This is a genomic window from Halosimplex aquaticum (assembly GCF_028747785.1).
GTDB classification, from domain to species: Archaea; Halobacteriota; Halobacteria; order Halobacteriales; family Haloarculaceae; genus Halosimplex; species Halosimplex aquaticum.
The window spans coordinates 159480-177443 of sequence record NZ_CP118158.1 but is presented as its reverse complement, the minus strand read 5'-3'; the positions used below and the strand labels follow the sequence as shown (position 1 = coordinate 177443).

General features: G+C 70.1%; 15 protein-coding genes. 3 read left to right on the top strand and 12 right to left on the bottom strand.

Annotated features, from left to right (window positions below; all coding sequences use genetic code 11):
• Window positions 1-131 precede the first annotated feature (131 nt).
• The 6 genes from PSC72_RS00945 to PSC72_RS00920 are packed head-to-tail and all read right to left on the bottom strand — an operon-like array spanning window position 132 to window position 7958.
• The gene (locus PSC72_RS00945) at window positions 132-998 is read right to left on the bottom strand and encodes a DUF58 domain-containing protein (protein ID WP_274324030.1); all 867 of its coding nucleotides are present in this window, start codon (window positions 996-998) and stop codon (window positions 132-134) included.
• Window positions 999-1001: 3 nt separating this feature from the next.
• Window positions 1002-1952 (bottom strand): AAA family ATPase, encoded by a 951-nt coding sequence (locus PSC72_RS00940; RefSeq protein ID WP_274324029.1) that lies wholly within the window; start codon window positions 1950-1952, stop codon window positions 1002-1004.
• A gap of 27 nt (window positions 1953-1979) precedes the next feature.
• Window positions 1980-3011, bottom strand: a complete 1032-nt coding sequence (locus PSC72_RS00935) for a DUF7502 family protein (protein WP_274324028.1) — start codon at window positions 3009-3011, stop codon at window positions 1980-1982.
• Entirely contained in the window at window positions 3011-3799 is a 789-nt protein-coding gene (locus tag PSC72_RS00930) for a DUF4686 domain-containing protein (protein WP_274324027.1), read from the bottom strand. Before PSC72_RS00930 ends, PSC72_RS00935 begins: the two co-directional genes overlap by 1 nt.
• Window positions 3796-6162, bottom strand: a complete 2367-nt coding sequence (locus tag PSC72_RS00925; RefSeq protein WP_274324026.1) for a VWA domain-containing protein — start codon at window positions 6160-6162, stop codon at window positions 3796-3798. The genes PSC72_RS00930 and PSC72_RS00925 overlap by 4 nt, the downstream gene beginning before the upstream one ends.
• On the bottom strand, window positions 6162-7958 hold the full coding sequence (locus PSC72_RS00920) for a vWA domain-containing protein (protein WP_274324025.1): 1797 nt from the start codon (window positions 7956-7958) through the stop codon (window positions 6162-6164). Before PSC72_RS00920 ends, PSC72_RS00925 begins: the two co-directional genes overlap by 1 nt.
• 181 nt (window positions 7959-8139) lie before the next feature.
• On the opposite strand from PSC72_RS00920, the gene PSC72_RS00915 reads away from it, so the two are divergent.
• A complete protein-coding gene (locus tag PSC72_RS00915; RefSeq protein WP_274324024.1) occupies window positions 8140-8406 on the top strand; it encodes a HalOD1 output domain-containing protein in 267 nt (88 codons plus the stop codon).
• Complete coding sequence (locus PSC72_RS00910) at window positions 8407-8577, top strand: DUF7576 family protein (protein ID WP_274324023.1); 171 nt, start codon at window positions 8407-8409, stop codon at window positions 8575-8577.
• Between the two features lie 131 nt (window positions 8578-8708).
• Here PSC72_RS00910 and PSC72_RS00905 read toward each other — a convergent pair whose 3' ends face one another.
• The 3 genes from PSC72_RS00905 to PSC72_RS00895 form a co-directional block, all read right to left on the bottom strand.
• The gene (locus PSC72_RS00905) at window positions 8709-11663 is read right to left on the bottom strand and encodes an MEDS domain-containing protein (protein WP_274324022.1); all 2955 of its coding nucleotides are present in this window, start codon (window positions 11661-11663) and stop codon (window positions 8709-8711) included.
• 352 nt (window positions 11664-12015) lie between these two features.
• Complete coding sequence (locus PSC72_RS00900) at window positions 12016-12780, bottom strand: aldo/keto reductase (protein ID WP_274324021.1); 765 nt, start codon at window positions 12778-12780, stop codon at window positions 12016-12018.
• A gap of 65 nt (window positions 12781-12845) precedes the next feature.
• Window positions 12846-13898, bottom strand: a complete 1053-nt coding sequence (locus PSC72_RS00895) for a lamin tail domain-containing protein (protein WP_274324020.1) — start codon at window positions 13896-13898, stop codon at window positions 12846-12848.
• Window positions 13899-14024: 126 nt separating this feature from the next.
• Here PSC72_RS00895 and PSC72_RS00890 point away from each other — a divergent pair, with 126 nt between their 5' ends.
• A complete protein-coding gene (locus PSC72_RS00890) occupies window positions 14025-14294 on the top strand; it encodes a DUF7571 family protein (RefSeq protein WP_274324019.1) in 270 nt (89 codons plus the stop codon).
• Window positions 14295-14417: 123 nt separating this feature from the next.
• Here PSC72_RS00890 and PSC72_RS00885 read toward each other — a convergent pair whose 3' ends face one another.
• From PSC72_RS00885 to PSC72_RS00875, 3 genes are all read right to left on the bottom strand, one after another.
• The gene (locus PSC72_RS00885; protein ID WP_274324018.1) at window positions 14418-15143 is read right to left on the bottom strand and encodes a sporulation protein; all 726 of its coding nucleotides are present in this window, start codon (window positions 15141-15143) and stop codon (window positions 14418-14420) included.
• Between the two features lie 84 nt (window positions 15144-15227).
• Window positions 15228-16598 (bottom strand): GTPase HflX, encoded by a 1371-nt coding sequence (hflX, locus tag PSC72_RS00880; RefSeq protein WP_274324017.1) that lies wholly within the window; start codon window positions 16596-16598, stop codon window positions 15228-15230.
• Between the two features lie 286 nt (window positions 16599-16884).
• Entirely contained in the window at window positions 16885-17862 is a 978-nt protein-coding gene (locus PSC72_RS00875; protein ID WP_274324016.1) for an mRNA 3'-end processing factor, read from the bottom strand.
• Between the last annotated feature and the right edge of the window lie 102 nt (window positions 17863-17964).

Genomic DNA, 17964 nt, shown 5'->3' with positions numbered 1-17964 from the left:
GAACGCGATCCGCGGTTTCTCTGGGGCGGTCGGGGCTGACCCGTCGAACTCGACGGACGAGAAACTCCGCCTCAGTTCGGGTCCGTCGACTCCGACGGTCGAACTGGCGCGTTGCGTTTCCCAGGGCGTGGTCACCCCAACCACACGCTGGCGAACGAGTCGAAATACTCGTCCCCGGTATCGATCAGCACGTGGTCGGCCCCGAGCGCGGTAACCCGACTTTTCACTTCGTCGACGTGGGCGTCGAGCCGGGACTGATACGTCTCGACCAGGGACTGGCTGAAGTACGACCGTCGGGTGGTGTCGGTCTCGGGATCCGCGAACAACGCGTCGCCGACTACGTCCGGGTCGCGCTCGTCCGGCGCGACGACCCGGACGAGCAACACGTCCACGTCGTTGCGCGCCAGCGCCGAGATCCCGGATTCTATCTCCTCGGGTTCGGCGAGGCAGTCGGTCACGACGACGACGAGCGAGCGCGACCGGATCTGGTCGGCGTAGGCCGACAGGACCGTCTCGAAGTCGACCTGCCCCTCGGGGTCCAGTTCGTTGATCTGGTCGATGAGCGCCAGCACCTCGCCGCGGTTCGACCGTCCGGTGTCCAGCCGGTCGACGCGCTCGCCCATCGTCGAGAACCGGAAGTCGTTGTGCTCCTCGGCGGTGAGGTAGCAAAAGCCCAGCCCGATCTTGGCGGCGTACTCGAACTTGTGAGCGTCGCCCTCGCCGTAGTCCATCGAGGCGCTGGCGTCGAGGAGAGTGTGGACGGTCAGGTTGCGCTCCTCCTCGAACTGCTTGATGTAGTACTCCTCGGTGCGGGCGAACAGCTTCCAGTCGACGAGCCGGGTGTCGTCGCCGGGGGAGTAGCGGCGGTAGTCGCTGAAGGTCAGCCCCTCGCCGACGCGCGGTGACTCCTGCTCGCCCTGGCGGAGGGCGGCGGTCTCGCGGTCCAGCGCCGCGTCGAAGCGGTCGAGCTCGTCGAGGAAGTCGGGGCGTATCGTCACGGTTCAGAGGAGCGACTCGATGACGTCGTCGGGGGTCTGTCCGTCGCGCTCGGCGCGGAAGTCGAGGATGATGCGGTGGCGGAGGACGGGTGCCGCCAGCGCTTCGAGGTCGTCCTCGGAGACGTGGTTGCGCCCCCGGAGGAACGCGCGGGCCTTCGAGGCGACGACGAGGGCCATGCTCGCGCGCGGGCTCGCGCCGAACTCGATCTCCTCGGTCTCGCGGGTCGCGCGGACGAGTTCGATGGCGCGGTCGCGCAGGTCCTCGGCGACGGGGATCTCCCGGACCAGATCCTGGGCCTCGCGGATCTCGTCGCGGGTCAGCACCTGCTCGACGGGGACCCGCCGGCTGCCGCTGGTGTACAGGTCGACGATGTCGCGCTCCTCCTCGGCCTCGGGGTAGTCGACGACGAGCTTGAGCATGAAGCGGTCGGTCTGGGCTTCCGGGAGGGCGTAGGTGCCGCCCTGGTCGATCGGGTTCTGCGTCGCGAGGACGAAGAAGGGCTCGGGCAGGTCGTACGTCTCGCCGCCGGCGGTGACCTGCCGCTCCTGCATGGCTTCCAGCAGCGCGGCCTGGGTCTTCGGCGTCGCGCGGTTGATCTCGTCGGCGAGCACGACGTTCGCGAAGATCGGTCCCTTCTCGAAGACGAACTCGCGGCCGTCCTCGGTCTCGCGGATGATCTCCGTGCCGGTGATGTCCGAGGGCATGAGATCGGGGGTGTTCTGGACGCGCGAGAAGGAGAGATCGGTCACCTCCGCGACGGTCCGGACCATCGTGGTCTTGCCGAGTCCGGGGTTCGATTCCAGCAGGGCGTTGCCGTCGGCGAGGACGCACACGAACAGCTGTTCGAGCACGTCGCGCTGGCCGACGATGCGCTTGCCGACCTCCTCGCGGGCGGTCGCTACTTTGTCCTGTAGGGCCTCCACGTCGTCGTCGATTGTGGGTTCGTCTTGCATGGGTATCGAAAGGGTCGTCTCGAACCGTTACCCCGAATCCTCGCCACTCGCGTCGTCGTTCGACTCCTCGTCCGATCCGTCGCCGCTCGATTCCCCCTGGTCCTGGTCGCGGATCCGCCGGTTGTACTCCCGGACGAGTTCGGCGTCCTCGACCTGGTCGGGGGACGCGAACTCGGCCTGCTGGCTGTCGACGCCGTCGCCTCCGCTGGCGCTGTTCCCGCCGCTTCGCTGGCGGTCCGGGAACGTGCGCTCCTCGTCGACGTCGCGGCCGCCCCCGTTCGACTCGATCTCGGCGGTCTGGTTGTTGTCGCCCGCGGAGACCTCCTCGCGGTCGCCGAGGACGCGCTCGCCGTCCAGCAGCCCGGTGTAGTTCTGGCTCTCGTCGGGAGCGCCGTCGTCGGTCGGCTGCGGCCGGTCCAGCAAGGCGACGTCGATGACGGCGACCTGGATTGTCGCGAGACTCAGGGCGGCGATGACGACGGCGACGGCGCCGAGCCGCCCGACGTTCACCAGTTCGAGCGATGAGCTCTCGCGCAGGTCCCCGAGCACCTCCGCGTAGAGCCGGCGGGCCATCCGCGAGTCGGCGTCGGCCTCGACGGCGTCGCGGGCCGTCCTGAGCTTCTCCGCGACGACGGGATTGACCGCCTCGAACTGCTCGACCAGCGGCTTCCGGACGCGCAGCCAGACGACGAGGGCGAACACGGCGAAGCCGAGAGTCGCCGCCACCGTCGCCGACCCCGGCACCGCGAGGCTCCCGAGGTCTCGCCCGAGCGCGCTACCGACCGGCTCGGTCACGCTCGCCGGCAGCGCGAGCCTGTCCGGCAGCCGCGCCGGTTCGAGGACGGCGAGCGCCAGGTTCGCAGCGAGGAAGACCGCCGTCGCGTCGACGACGCCGGTGACGATTGCGGCCTTCCAGCCCTCGCGACGGATCTCGTCGATCGCCGCGGCCATCTGTTCGCGGGTCTCGTCGCCCCCGTCGGAGGGTACGTCGCTCCCGTTACCATCGGAGGGTACGTCGCTCCCGCCACCGTCGGAGGGGTGGTCCGGACCGTCGGTCATCAGTAGTCCTCACAGGTCGTCTTGTTCTGGTTCTCCGGCTGTGAACAGAGCGTGCCGAGGTCGTCTTCGAGCGTGTCGATACGGCTGTCACGTTCGGCGACCCGCGACTGGAGGGTATCGACTTCCGACTCCAGTTCCTCGACCTGTGTCTGCAGTTCGTTGACGCGGGAGTCCTTCTGGTCGAGCTCGTTTCGCAGCTGCGTGACGTTCGATTCGAGCCGGTCGATGCGGGCGTTGCGATCGGCCAGTTTCGACTCGACCTCCTCGATCCGGGACTGGGCGTCCGACAGGTCGGATTCGAGGGTATCGACCCGTGACCGGAGGTCCGAGACGGTCGTTTCGAGTTCGTCCCGGCGGTTCCGCAGGGACGACACCTGCTCCCGGAGTTCGTCGCGCTGCTCTTTGAGTTCCTCGACGCGGTTCTCGAGCCGAGTGATGTTCTCGCGGGCGTTTCGCAGCTGCTGCCGCGTGCGGGCCAGCTCGGCCTGCGTCGAGTTCAGCTGCCGCTTCGTGCGGTTGAGTTCCGCGGCGACCTGGTCGACGTCCTGGGTCCGCGTGTCCAGCCGGGCGCGGGTCTCGTTGAGCTTCTGGCGGGTCTGGGCGAGCTGGCTCCGGGTCGCGTTGAGCTGTTCGGCGAGCTGGGCGTTCTCGGATCGGAGGGCGTCGTTCTGGTTCCTGAGCTGCTGGGCCGAGTCCTGATAGAACACCGTCGCTCCGGCCACGCCGGCGACCGTCAGGAGGACGAGGGCGACCAGCCCCAGGCTGATGTTACGCCCGACTGCGCTCATGGCAAACCACTCGTGAGTGATGTCCGACCGCGGTACACTTGAACTCGCCGGAGGATCACTTCAGTTGAGAAGACGACGAACGCCCCCAGCAGCGCGAGCCACCCCCACGCGTCGCGCACGGTCCGGACCCGCGTGGACTGTTCCTTGGCGAGCCGCGCGATCTCGGCGCCCTCGTCCGGGCCGAACTCGCGGCCGCCGGTCGCGTCGACCAGCCGCTCCAGTCGCGGCTCGACGCCGAGCCGGGCGTACTCCAGCGGGTAGTTCACGGCGTAGGTCGCGTCGAGGACGCTCCGGTACCCCGTCTCGCGCGGGGTGAACTCCCCGCGGTAGGTCCCCTCGGATATCTGGCGGAAACTGACGTTCTCGACCGAGGGCCGCTCGTCGCCGCGGTAGGTGAGCGTGGCCGGGCTGCCGACGCGGGCGTCGCTCACGTCGGTCACGCCCTCCCGGTTGCGGCCGGGGTCGCCGATGGCGTAGTTGACGGACTTCGTGACGACGAGCGAGTCCGGCTGGTCGAGCAGGCCGTCGAGGCCGCCGTCCTCGCCGTAGGCGGTGATCGAGACGACGCGACCGAGGCCGAACCGCCAGGAGGCGATGGCCGGCGTCCCGTCGGCGGTCGCGACTTGGTAGTCCGCACCGGCCTTGACCGACACCTCGTTGGCCTTCGAGGGGTTGGCGGTCAGCGTCACGCCCGAGGTGATGAACGTGTTCTGTTTCACGATGGTGAGGTTCTGCCCGCGGTACTGCCGGGAGGAGCCGCCGAACAGCAGCCGGAGCCGGCTCGTCTCGTTGGCGCCGAAGTACGACCCGCCGGACTCCTGGGCGATGCGCCGGAGGTTGCCCGCGTTGACGCGCTCGCCCGCGCCGACGGTGATCACGCGGACGCCCTCGCGGCCGAGCTGATTGGCGACCGCGGCGGGGCGGTCCGGGTCGTCGACGCCGTCGCTCAGGAGGATGACCGTCCCGGGGTTGTTCCCGAGCATGTCGCGGGCGCCGAGCAGGCCGTTGGCGATGTCGGTTCCGCCGCGGGTGGTCTCCAGGCGGCGGATCCGCTCGGCGATCGCCTCGCGCGCGTCGCCGAGCTGCTGGCGGTCGGCGATCCGGTAGGCCTGGCCGCCGAAGGCGACGACGCCCACCTGATTGCGGTCGCCGAGCTGGTCCAGCACGTCGAGCGCGATGCCCTTCTGGATCGCCAGGCCCTCCTCGGCGCTCCCGGAGATGTCCACCAGTAATACGATGTTCGTCCGGCCGCCGGTGGCGTTGCCCATCCGGACCGGGAGCATGGAGGCGATGGCGGACTCGCCGTAGTCGCCCTGCTGGAAGGCGTTGTCGCCGCCGACGGTCACGAGCCCGCCGCCGTCGATGACGTGCTCCTGGAGCGCGCTGACGTTGCCTAACTGCGAGGCGGGGGTGTCCTGGACCACCACCGCGGCGTAGTCGTCCAGGTCCGGGGGGACGGCCGTCGCGTTGGTCACGTTGTACAGCGACCCCAGGTAACTCTGCAGCCGGTAGTCGCCGCCGGAGACGTACAGCAGGTTGGGCTTCTCCACCACGCGCACGTCGTGGTAGTACACGTCGTTGCGCTGGTAGACGTCCTCGCCCTGCACCGTCGCCGTCACCCGGTGGTCGCCGACCGACTCGAAGGTGTGCTCGACCGAGATGGACTCGCCCCCGGCGAGCGACTCCTCGCGGACCGTCTCGCCGTCGATCTCGACGGTGACCGACGCCGCGTCGTCGGCCTCGACGCCGGACAGCGAGACGACGAACTCCGTCGAGAGGCCGACGCTGGCGGTCGAGGGGCCGTCGACCGAGACGGCGCGCTCGGTCCGCTCCGGCGAGAGTTCGACCGCGCTCACGGTCGCGTTGAGCCGCTGGGCGTCCTCGGCGGCGGCCGCGAGGCTCCGCCCGCCGGTGACCTGCCCGTCCGAGACGACGACCACGGTGCCGTTCTCCCGGAGGTTGGCGGCGATGCCGTCGCCGATCCGCGAGTCGCTCCCGCTGGCGATGGTCGCCGTCGTGACGGGGACGCCGGCGCTCTCGATGCCGTCGACGAGGCCGTCCGTCGCGTTGGGGAACACGCCCATGCTCGCCGACTCGTCGGACAGCAGCGTCACGCGGGGTTCGCCGGGCGTCTCTCGCGTCTGGACGGTGTACGGTCCCATCGCGCCGACGACGAGGAGGGCGACGACGAGCACGCGGCTGGCGAACAGCAGCCGGCGGCTCCGCGTCGACGCCGAGCGCGCGCCCGCCTCGCCGCGGAAGATCAGGTACGCCAGCAGCGCCACCGCGACGGGCAGCGCCGCGACCGGCCAGAGGTGTTCGACGCCGACGGTCAGCCCGTCGAACGAGTACGAGACCTCCATCAGAGCTCACCCCGCCGGCGCAGGTACCCGATCTCCAGCACGGCCACGAGCAGGGCCGCGAGCGCGGCGAACTCGGTGATGCGCTGGGGGACGGTCCGGGTCTCCTCGCGGGTGACGTTGCCCGTCGCTCCCGACCGCTCGCTCAGCGGTTCGACGTCGACGGCCGACTCGCGCTCGTCGAGCAGCGCCGCGCTCCGGACGCCGCCCTCGGTGCGGTAGAGGCCCACCTCGCGGAGCGTGACGGCCGGTCCGGCGAGCCGCCCGGAGGGCCCCTCGACCCGGTCGACGCCGAACCGCACGGTGTCGCCCGTCTTGTGGTTGAGCGCCGCGAGCGGCTCGCGCCCGGCGAGGTGGAAGACGGCGCGCTTCCAGAACACCGGGTACTGGTAGTTGTACTTGAAACTCGACCGCTCCTCCATGTAGCCGTAGTAGAGGAGGCGGCCGGCGTCGCGCCGGTCGGTCGCGAGCAGCGGCGTGCCGTCGCGCAGTTCGACCAGCGCCTCCCCCGAGCGCAGCGACCCGGTCAGGTACTCGTCGGGCGGCTGGAAGTCGATGCCCTCCGTCAGCTCCGTCTCGGCCGTCGAGCGGATGGTCGGCGACGTGCCCGTGCCCCCGTCGGGGTCGAGCAGGAGGAGGTCGCTCAGTCGGTCCGGCAGTTCCTTCTGGGCCTGGACGGCGACGCCGCCGCCCTCGGCGAGGACCGTCCGCCCGGCCTCGACGTTCCCGGGGAGCAGCGAGTCCGCGTCGACGTTACTGTAGACGATCACGTCGTACTGGTTCTTGACTGTGGTCGGCGGGTTCTGGACGGTCAGATCGACCTGTTCGAGCAGGGACAGCGCCGTCGTCAGGTAGCGGTTCCGGTCGTTCGTCAGGACGAGCACGTCGACGGTCGGGTCCTCGGGCGCGGCGACGGGGACGACGTCGTCAGTCGCGAAGCCGTCGCCCGGCGAGAGGCGCGCCTCGGAGGTGCCTGCCGGGACGGGGAACGTCACCGTCCCCACGTCGCCGGCCGCGAGGTCGACCTCCTCGGCCCGGTCGCCGAGGCGGACCGTCCGCGTGACCGGCTCGCTGCCGAAGTTCTTCACCGACAGCGTCACCTCGGACTGGCTGAACCGGCGGTCGACGAAGCCGACGTTGCCCTCGCCGCCGCCGTCGAACTGCCGGAGCGTGACGCTGAGGCCGCGGGCGCGCAGGGAGGTCACCGCGTCGCGCCACTCGTCGCCGGCGAAGTCGCTGAGGACGACGACGCGGACCCCCTCGTCGGCGAGCGCTCGCGCCTGCGCGATGGCGCCGCGGAGGTCTCCCGGCGCGGCCGTCGGTTCGAGCCCCCGGAGCGTCTCGCGGGCGGCGCTCGGCGGGCCGCGCCGGAGGACGACCTGGCCGCCGCCGCTCGTGGTGACGACCGAGGTCCGCGTCGTCACCTCCTCGTCGGCGGCGGCGAGCGCGCGGTCGAGTCGCGTCTGCCCGTCCGCGGTCGTCGCCATACTGGCGCTGGTGTCGACGACGAGCACCGTCTCCTCGACGACCGCGCGCTCCTCGACGGGGACGTACGGCGCGGCGAGCGACCCGGCGAGCAGCAGGACCGCGAGGATCTGGATGAGCAGGAGGAGGCTCCGCGAGATCCGTTCGAACAGCGGGGTCGTCGCCCGCTGGCGCTGTTCGTCGGCGAGGAACCGGAGGGTGGGGAGTTCCACCCGGTCGGGGTCCGGCCGGATGAGATACAGGACGACGATGGGGATCGCGACCAGGGCGGCCGCTAACCCGATCGGCGCGAGAAACACGTCGGAGAGGGCCATTCGTGTTGACGGGTCGAAGGGAAGCACTATTGGTCTTGTGCCGGCGCGCTCCCCACCGGGGGTCGCCGGCGTCGCCGTCCCCGAGATCCGCCGCCCCTCTAGACTGATAGCCCCCCGATCGAGGCGACGCTTTACATCGAGGTAGAAGCCATTAGGGGGAATACCGCATCGGTAGAAGTAGATGAAACAGTCACCCATCGAAACGGAAGCCACGTACGAGATCGACGACGACCAGTCGGCGGCCGAAGCGGTCCTCGACGCGGTGGCGGAACGCGCCGGCGTGGGCGTCCTCGATCTCTCCGTCCCCCTCTACGACGCCGTCGACCCCGACGCCCTGAACTCGTTCTATCGGGCCTGCGATGACGGGGAGTCGGCGACCGTCGCGTTCTCCTACTACGGGTACGACGTCGAAGTATCCGGGAACGGTCGAGTGCTACTCAGCGAGTAGATGGCGTCGTCCGCCGACCGCGACGCGTTCGAGGTTTGCGGTCGCTGCGGCGAGCCGCTGGCGGGCACTGACTGGTACCCCGCGACGACCTACGTCGGAGCCGACGGCGCGATACTGGTTCTCTCGTTCTGCGACGAACACTGCCTGGCCGCCTGGGACGACTCCGCCTGACGCGCGCTCGCTTCGTCCGGCGAACTGACGCCTCTCCCTGACGCGACGCTCGGCCGTTTCTCTCGGTCACCTCCTCGCTGCGACGCTTCCCGCCATGACGGGGAAACCGGTCGTCTCCCCGACTGTCGCACTCAGTCGTCGGCCATGGCGGCCTCGAAGAGCTGCCGGCAGAGCTTGCGCTGGGCGGCGCGGACGTGCGTGTTGAACGTCGGCTGGGAGATGTCCATCGACGCGGCGATCTCGCTCCCGGTCTGTCCGCGCGGTTTGTCGAAGTAGCCGCCGAAGTACGCCGTCTGTAACACCTCCAGCTGGCGGTCGGTCAGCTCGTCCGTGAGCGTCATGCGGAACTCGGTCGGGGTCTGGCGCGGGCGCTCGTCGCTTCGCTGGGCGACAAGTTCGGAGTCGGGATAGTTGTCGACGAACATCTCGACGAACTCCCTGACGTCGGCGTCGGCGGCGACCTCGACCACGACCGTCGCGGCGCCGTCTTCGACGGCCACGGTCCGGGGGCGACCGCCGTGGCGCCGGACGGTCTCGCAGAGGCTCTCCTCCGACAGCGCGGCCTCGAAGAGACATATCGGGACGCCGTCGTCGTCGTACTCCGAGACGACCGACACCTCGGTCGCCGCCAGGTCGGGGGCGAACGCCCGGAGTTCGTCGGCTGCCACGCCGCGGGCCGACATGAACACCCGGAGTCGCCCGTCGGTCGACGGGACGACCCCTTCCAGGGAGAGGTCGCAGCCGGTCTCGCGCGCGAGTCCGACGATCTCCAGGCGCTCGTCCTCGACGCGGAACTCCAGTTCGGTCACCTCGTCGCTGACGAGCGCCTTCTTGCTCTCGACGGCGTTGATGGCGTAGGCGATGGTGTCGCCGAGCTCCGCGAGCACCGAGCGTTCGAGGTCGTCGAACACGCCGGGCTGGTTCGCGTAGACGTTGAGGACGCCGTAGAGCACGTTGCCGTAGACGAGGGGCAGCGCGATGGACGCGTGGTAGCCGCGGTTGAGCGCCGCCTCGCGCCACGGCTCGAACGTCGGGTCGTCGATGACGTTGTTCACGACCTGCGGCTCGTGGGTCTCGACGGCCTTCCCCGAGGGGCCGCGGCCGGTGGTGCGCTCGTCGGCAGTGACCGTCACCGCGTCGAGGTACCCCTTCTCGGCGCCGGCCCACTCTCGCGGGGTGATCTCGTCGGTGACGGTGTCGTGTTCGCCGACCCAGGCCAGTTCGTACGGCCCGACGTCGGCCAGCTGGTCACAGACGACCGTCTCGATCTCCTCGCGCGAGGACGCCTGGACGAGCGCTTTCCCGATGTTCCTGATGGTGTCGTTGATGCGGTTGAGCCGCGAGAGCGACTCGTTCTGGTCCTCCAGCGTCTCCTCGCGCTCCTGGAGCAACCGCTCGCGGTCGGCGCGACCGCACGCCGTCTCGACGGTCGCGGCGGTCGTCTGGACGAACTCGAGTTCGGCGTCGCAGAACCCGCCGGGCGACTCGGTCGCGGTGACGAACAGGCCGTGGGGGCCGAGGGGGATCGCCGCGAGTTCGGTGATGTCGTCTCCCGCGCCCGACATCCCGGCGACGTCGCCGACGATCCGCTCCTCGCCCGCGGTGAACGCCTCCCAGAGCGGGCCCGACGGCGTCGAGCTCAGCGCCGCCGTGGGGAGTTCGTCCGCCGCGCGCTCGGTCTGGCTGGCCGTCGAGAGCCGTCCGGTCTCCCTGTCGTACCGGACCAGCGCCGTCAGCGGCAGCCCGAGCGTCCCCTCGGCGTGTTCGACCGTCGAGCGCCTGATATCCTCGAAGGTCTCGGCGTCCATCAGGTCGCGGCTCATCTCGTTGAGCGCGCTGAGCTGTGTCTGCCTGTGCTCGCGTTCGAGCTCGTAGCTCACCCACTGCCCGGTCAGTTCGAGGAACGTCCGCTCGGCCGCCGAGAAGGGGTCGGCGCGCGCCTCGCGGGAGGCGAAACAGAGCGTGCCGTACTGCTCGCCGCCGACGACGACGGGCGCGCCGATGTAGCTGTCGAGGCCGTAGGTCCGGTAGGCCTCGCGGTCCACCCACCCCTGTTCGCTCGCGTGGTCGACGCTGACGAGGTCCCTGTTCTCGACGACCTCTCTGCAGTACGTCCCGGAGAGGTCGGCCTCCTCGCCCCGCTGGATCAGCTCGTGGGAGCCGACCGCGTCGACGATCTCGAACCGCTCGCCGGAGACGTGCGCGAGGAACCCGATGTCGAGGTCGAACCGCTCCCGACCGAGCTCGAGGAACCGATGGAGCTTCTCCTCGAACGTGAGGTCGGCCCGGGAGATGATCTCGTGTTGCGCGCGGAGCGTCTCGGTCCGCTCCTGGAGCGACGCCTTGGCCTGGGTCCGCTCGCGGAGCGTCTCCATCATCCGGTCGACCTCGCGTGCGGGCTGTTCCGGCCCGAAGAACTCTTCCGGCGGCGTGTAGTAGAAGTTGTGACAGACGGTGGTGTCGTAGATGAGGTGCGGGTGGACGCGGATGACGTCGACGAGCGCCTCCGGGGGGAACGCGTCGAGGTCGTACTGACACAGTGCGATGGCGGGCGCGCCCGCGAAGGCGTCGTTCATCCTGCTCTCGTAGGCCATGAACTCCTCGATGGACACGTCGCCTTCGAGGATCCAGTCCGTCTCTGCGACCACCCGCAGCCCCTCGTGCTCCGCGGTCGCCGCGCGGATGGCGTCCTCGTAGAGCGCCTCCATCGAGTCGGCGTCGAACGAACCGCCCTCGAGGTACGTGTTCTGGACGGTCTCGAAGACCAGCGCGCCGGAGGCGACCGCGGCGTCGACGTCGATACCGCGCTCGCGCATCGCCGCTTCGATCGTCTCGAGCGAGTGCTCGTCGGCGACGTACATGCACTTCTCGCCCCGTTCGAGGCCCTGCCGGAGGAACGGGACGGCGGCCGCGTACTGCTCCTCCTCGCCCTCGTAGACGAGCGCGAAGTGGTCGTTCGCGTGGTCGTGGCCGTCCATCGGCTCGATCGGCCCACGGAATTCGGGGCTCTCCCGCAGCGCCTCGACGGCGCTCTCCAGGTCGATCACCGGCTGTCGTTCGCTCTCGGCTCGCGGCTCCAGGCTCATCGCTCGCGACTCACCCCGCCCGTTCCCCGGCCGTCACCGCGACCGCTGCGCCGCTCGATTCCCGTCCGATCCGCTCGAGGATGTGTGAGTGATATCATGGTGTGATTGGGCGTCTCGGGGCCGCAGTCCCGGTTCTTTCGTTGCCAATAGGAGACTCTTACCTCGTATAAGGGACACGATTCTTGGTTGACAATACGTGCGGGATTCGACCCGCCTACGCCGGACCTGCTAGAGAGATAGCTGCGGATGAGAGGCGCGTAGTTACCAGCTTCGTCCGCCTCCGGGACCGCGGCTCGGCCGGGTCACGGTCTCGGCTCGCGCCGGTGCTCTCGGGCGCGATCCGACCGGGCGATCACTCCGGAAACAGCTCCCGCTCGCGGTCGATGGCGTCGATGCGCTCGATGTCCTCGGGATCGAGCGTCAGCCGCCGCGCCGCGTAGTTGGCTTCGAGGTGCGCCGGCGAGGAGGCCTTCGGGATCGTCACGACGTTGTCGTGCGAGAGCGCCCACGCGATGCTGACCGCCGCCGGGGAGGTGTCGTGTTTCTCCGCCACGTCCGTCAGTACGGGGTCGTCGAAGGCGTCGCCGCCGATCAGCGGCGAGTAGGCCACCAGCGGGTAATCGTGGGTCTGCGCGTCGGCGAGCAACTCGCGGTCGCCGTAGTAGGGGTGGAACTCGACCTGGTGGGCGGCGACGGGCGAGTCGAGCACCTCGCGCGCCCGGTCGAGCTGGGCCGGTTCGAAGTTCGAGAGGCCGACGTGTCTGGCCAGTCCCGCCTCGCGCACCGCGTCGAGCGCCGGCAGCGTCGCCTCCGGGTCGTAGTCGCCGCGGGGCCGGTGGACGTACAGCAGGTCGACCGCGTCGAGGCCCAGCCGCTCCAGGCTGGCTTCGGTCCCCGGTCGCACGTCCTCGGCGGCCAGCGAGTCGACCCAGAGCTTCGCCGCGACGGTCAGCTCCTCGCGCGCGACGTCGCTCGCGGCGACGCCCTCGCCGACCACCGACTCGTTGTCGTAGATCTGCGCGGTGTCGAGGTGTCGATAGCCGACGTCGATGGCCCGCTCGATCGTTCCGGCGTCGGCGACGCCCATCGTCCCGAGACCGACCGGTGGGAGATCCATAGCCACCGATCGGTCGCCAGTCAGTTGGGGCTGCCGGTCACCGAACGGGATCGGTCGACCCCCGGTCAGCCGTAGGCGTACCGCAGGACTACCTCGCCGTCGCGCTCGACGACCACGGCGTCGCCGCCGTTGTTCCATACGGCCGAGTCGCTTCCCCAGTAGAGCGTGTCACCGGTGTCCGCGCCCGTACCGGTCCGGAGGGTGACCGTCTCGCCGGGGCCGAGCGCGAAGCCGCCGGGGAAGGCGTAGCTGTGGCCACCCTCGTCCCGCACGACCCAGCCGCCAAGGGCGAGCGAGGCGTCGCCGTCGTTGCCGAAGACGACGTACTCGCCGTTCGGGTTCTCGTGGTCGTTGCCCGCGGCGTCGGCCTCGATCCGCTCGACGGTGAGGCCGCTGTCGGACCTCGCGAGGGGCGCGTCCGACATCGAGAGCCCTCCGTCGGTCCACTCTGACCCGCTTCCGTCCGTTCCGTCCGCGCCGTCCGTGCCGGGGGTCCGGCAGCGCCAGAGGCCGCGTCCGGCCGCCTGCGCTTCGGACTCGGCCGCGTAATAGCCGTCCGAGCGGGCGAACGTGCTGTCGTAGACGCGAGCGCGGCCCGTCGCCACCAGCCGCTCGTTGAAGTCGACGCCGTCGGCCGTCGCCGTCTCGTTCGCGGGCGTCTCCTCGCCCGCGGGCGCGACGTGGACGTACGCCAGCAGTCTGTCGTAGCGGTCGCGCCGGTCGGCCGCCGGGTCGGTGACGAGCGTCACCCGCGCGCCGGCCAGCCACTCGCGGGCGAACGCGCTGGCGTTCTCGCCCGCGGCCTCCAGACACGCGGCGCCGGCCTCGGTGTCCGGCACGCCCTCGTACTCCGAGGGGTCGTTGTCGGCGTGGACCTCCGGCGTGTCGACGCCCAGCAGTCGCACGGTGTCGGTCGACCCGTTCGCGTAGCGCACGTCGATCGTATCGCCGTCGACGACCTCGACGACCGTGGCCGTCGTCCCGTTCGTCGCGTCGGGCGCCGACGCGGTCGGGCCGCCGCTCGTGCGCTCGTCCACGTCCACGCTGAATCCGGCGCAGCCGCTCAGGACAGCCAGCACCGCGACCGCGACGACCGCCGCGGCCCGTCGCCCGTTCATACCCGTCGTCTCGTCGCCAGTCGCATGAGCGTTGGCCTCTCGGGGAGCGGCCGTCCGCCGGTTCTCCTCGGTTGCCCGCGCCGGTAGGACTATGTGTCGGTGTCGCATGGGGTGCTGTGTATCGCTATGCAACCGTGCCAAAACTGTCAGGCGGTAATCGACGAGTACACTCTGGACAAACAACTCGAACCCCTGCGCGACCTCACAGTCGACGACTTCAACCTCTGCGTCGACTGCACGACCGTCGTCGACGACGCGTGCGTGGAGTGCGGCGGCGCGGTATACGTCCCGCGGAGCGAATCCGTCGAACCCGACTACTGCCCGGCGTGTCGAGCCGACCGCATCGACCGCACGGGCCGCGACCCCGGCTGGCACCTCACGGTCCCGTCTTCCTGAACGGCGCCTGCGTTCGCAGTAGCGGACCCGTCCGTTCCGTTTTCTCGGTGTCGTCGCCGCCCGGCGCTCACCGACCGGCTACTCGACGTGACCGACTCGGATCGGCGCTCTCGATCGACCGAGCTACGAGCTGCTCTCGATCTCTTCGCGGAGGCGCTCCCGGAGTGCGTCCTCGTCGGCCTCGTCGACCGTCAGCCGCGTGACGGTCTCGCGTTCGCTGAGGAGCGTGTCGGTCGCGTCGATCTCCAGTTCGACGTCGAGGCGGTCGCCGCCGGCGTCGACGACGACTTCCAGTTCGTCGAGGTCGTCGCGGTACGCCTCGGCGACGGGTTCGTACTCGAACTCCTGGACGAACTCGCGCTCGCGGGCGAACTGCGTCCCCGTGGAGGTCACCGTCGTCGCCGTCCGGAGGTCGAACCCGAGCCCGCCGACGGCGTCGTGGAACGTCCGGAGCGTCTCCGGCGGTTCGACGCTGATGTGGTCCTTGTCGTCCGGGTCGGCCGCCCAGTCGATGTCGAGGCCCGTGTCGATCCACACCTCGGTCGGCCCGAACACCGTCGTCGGCGTGTGAGCGGGGACGTCGATGGCCACGTCGTAGGTCAGCGACTCGCCGGCGCCGACGGTGAACCCCTCCGTCAGCGTGAACTCCGTGATCGTCGTGGTGTACGACCCCTCGTCCGTCCGGTAGGCCGTCCGGAGCGCGCCGTAGATCTCGTCGACGGTCTGCGCCTCGTTCCCGCCGTCGACCTCGACGGTGCCGTCGAGCGACTCGCCGGCGGTGACGCGCTCCGATTCCAGCACCAGGTCCACGTCCGCCGAACCGATTCCCATGCTCGATAGGATTCCCATAGTCGATCCGGAGTGGTTCCGCTCAGGTTATAAATTCTCTGTGTCACGACCGGCGAGCGATCCGGTTCCGACGAGCGGCTCACGTCAGGGCGACGCCGCCTCGGCGTCCGCCCGGAGCCGTTCGACGACCGACGGTCGGCCGCGGACGACGATATCTACCGTCTCGCCCTCGTACTCGACCGATTCGACGGCCGCGCGGTCGTACGCCCGCGAGACGAGCCGCATCGCCTCGTCGCAGTTGGGCAACGTCAGTTCGGCGCGCTCGGTCGGCAACCGCTCCGCGACGGCTGCGAGCAGGCGGTCGAGGTTGCGTCCCTCACGGACGCTGATCGGGACGGGGTTCGGTGCCAGCCCGTCGACCGCGTCCCGGCGCTCGGCGACGGCGTCGTCGTCCAGCAGGTCGACCTTGTTCAGCGCGGTGACGACCGCCGACTCGTCGACGCCCTGCGCGTCGAACACGTCGAGGGCGACCTGCACCTTCTCGCGGAGTTCGGCCGGCGGGTCGCTCGCGTCGGCGACCAGCACCACGGCGTCGGCCGCCGCGGCGTCCGACAGCGTCTCGCTGAAGGACTCGACCAGCCAGTGAGGCAGGTCCGCGACGAACCCGACCGTGTCGGTACACAGCACCGGCCGGCCGTCGACGGTCGCCCGCCGCGTCGTCGTCTCCAGCGTCTCGAACAGCCGGTCCGCGACGGTCGCCGTCTCCGTCGCGGCGTCGGGGTGGTTCGCCGCTGTCCCCCGCTCGGGGTCGGTTTTCCCGGGGCTCTCGTCCGGCCCGTCCAGTTCCAGGTCGTCGGCGAGCCGGTGCAGCAGCGTCGACTTGCCGGCGTTGGTGTACCCGGCGAACGTGACGAGGTCGAACCCCTGCTCGCGGCGCTCGGCGCGGTGCTGTTCGGCGGGGCTGGGCAGGTCCGCCAGCTTTCGTTCGAGGTCCGCGATCCGATTTTTCACGCCGTCGATCGGCGTCCCCTTCTCGACTCGCTTGTTCAGCCCGCCGACGTCCGAGCGCTCCTTCAGTCGCGGCAGGTCGTACCGCAGCCGGGCGAGTTCGACCTGGAGCTGCGCCCGCCGCGTCGTCGCCTGGTCGGCGAAGATGGCGAGCACGAGCCGGTAGCGGTCGAACACCTCGGTACCCTCCGGGAGCGCCGCCCGGAGCTCGGTCGTCTGTCTGGGCGTCAGCTCGCCGTCGACGGCGACGAGCGAGGCCTCCGTCTCCGCGACGCGGTCGGCGAGTTCGTCGACCTTGCCGGCGCCGAAGTACGTCCCCGGGTCCTCGGCGCGGACCTGCGTCACCTCGCCGCGCACCTCGTAGCCGGCGGCGTCGGCGAGCGCCCGGATCTCCGCGGTTTCGACCGGCGGTTCCGCGGCCCGTGCGGCGACGACGGCGCCGCCTGCCCCCGTCCGCGCGTTCGTCGTCCGTTCTATCGTTGCGTGCTGTCGTGAGTCTCGTGACATCTGTCTCTCTGACTTGGTTCGATCGGCGAACGGTACGACAGCGTCCGAGAGCCGGACTCACGGCTCTCGAACGGGAGAACGCGCCGGTCCAGTCGCCGTCGTCACGCCGCGCGACTACCGGCTACCCGGAGACGCCGCCGGCTGTCGGCGGTGACACGGGACGAGCCGCGTTGAAGGGCAACGGGCCGGTTCAGAAGAAGTTGCTGAGCTCCATCGCCGTACTCTATCGATCAGCCGCGTCCGTCAAGAGCGTTGCCGTGGTGTGTGGATACATCACATAGCTCGCTCAGAAATCACCGAGCGTCGCCTGGTTCGCCTTCAGGGACTGCGCGCGGTAGCCGAGTTCGCTCGTGACGTGGGCGGCGAACTCGTCGGCGAAGCCGTGCTGGGTGTACACCTGTTCGGGGTCGACGGCCTCGACGAGGGAGCAGAGTTCGTCGAAGTCGCAGTGGTCCGAGAGGACGAACCCCTCGTCGTACCCGCGCCGGTAGACGAACGAGCTGTCGACGGCCCACCCGGAGAACCCGGCCGTGACGGCGCCGCTCGACTCGACCAGCGACTGGACCCAGGGGCTCCGGGGTGACCCCGAGCAGACGAGCGCGTCGCCTGCGGCCAGATCCACGTCGGACCCGTAGCGCTCGCCGGGGAACGTCACGTCGCGGTGGGTCTCGATCACGTCGCTCACGTCCGCGATGGAGTCCGTGACGAACACGCGCTCGCGCGGTGAGTCGGCGAGGATCCGCTGGAGTTTCTGCGCCCGGCCCAGCGCGTAGCCGAACAGGAGGACGGGCCGGTCCATCGTCTCCGTCAGCCACGACCGGATCGCCGCGACCGACGCCTCCGTGGGCGGCAGCCGGTACTCGGGCGTGCCGTAGGTCGTCTCCAGGATCAGGACGTCCGCGTCGACGGGGTCGAAGCCGTCGAGGTGGAAGCGGTCGCGCGTCGAGCAGTCGCCGGTGTAGAGGTAGCGCCGGCCGGTGTCGGGGTCGGTGAGCCGCATCGCCCGCGACCCGGCGACGTGGCCCGCGGGGAACAGTTCGACGGCCGGATGGTCGACGACAGTCGGGTCCGCGCCGCTCCGTCGGGTCGCGATCAGCGCGGCCGTCAGGTCGGAGGCAATGACCTCCGAGGCCCTCGCGTGGTGGTCGCCGTGGGCGTGGCTGACGAACGTGGTATCGCCCGCGCCGCTCCCGTCGAGGACGAACCGCTCGCCGCCGGCGAACGCGATCTCGATGCCGTCGCGCAACCGAACCCTCCGCGTCACGGCCGCTCTTGGGTCCACGACCGAATAGAGGTGTCGGCGGACGGCCGTGCGCCCGCGACGCACTGCGACCACCGGTATCGAGGGCGTTTAGTTTCGTCGCCG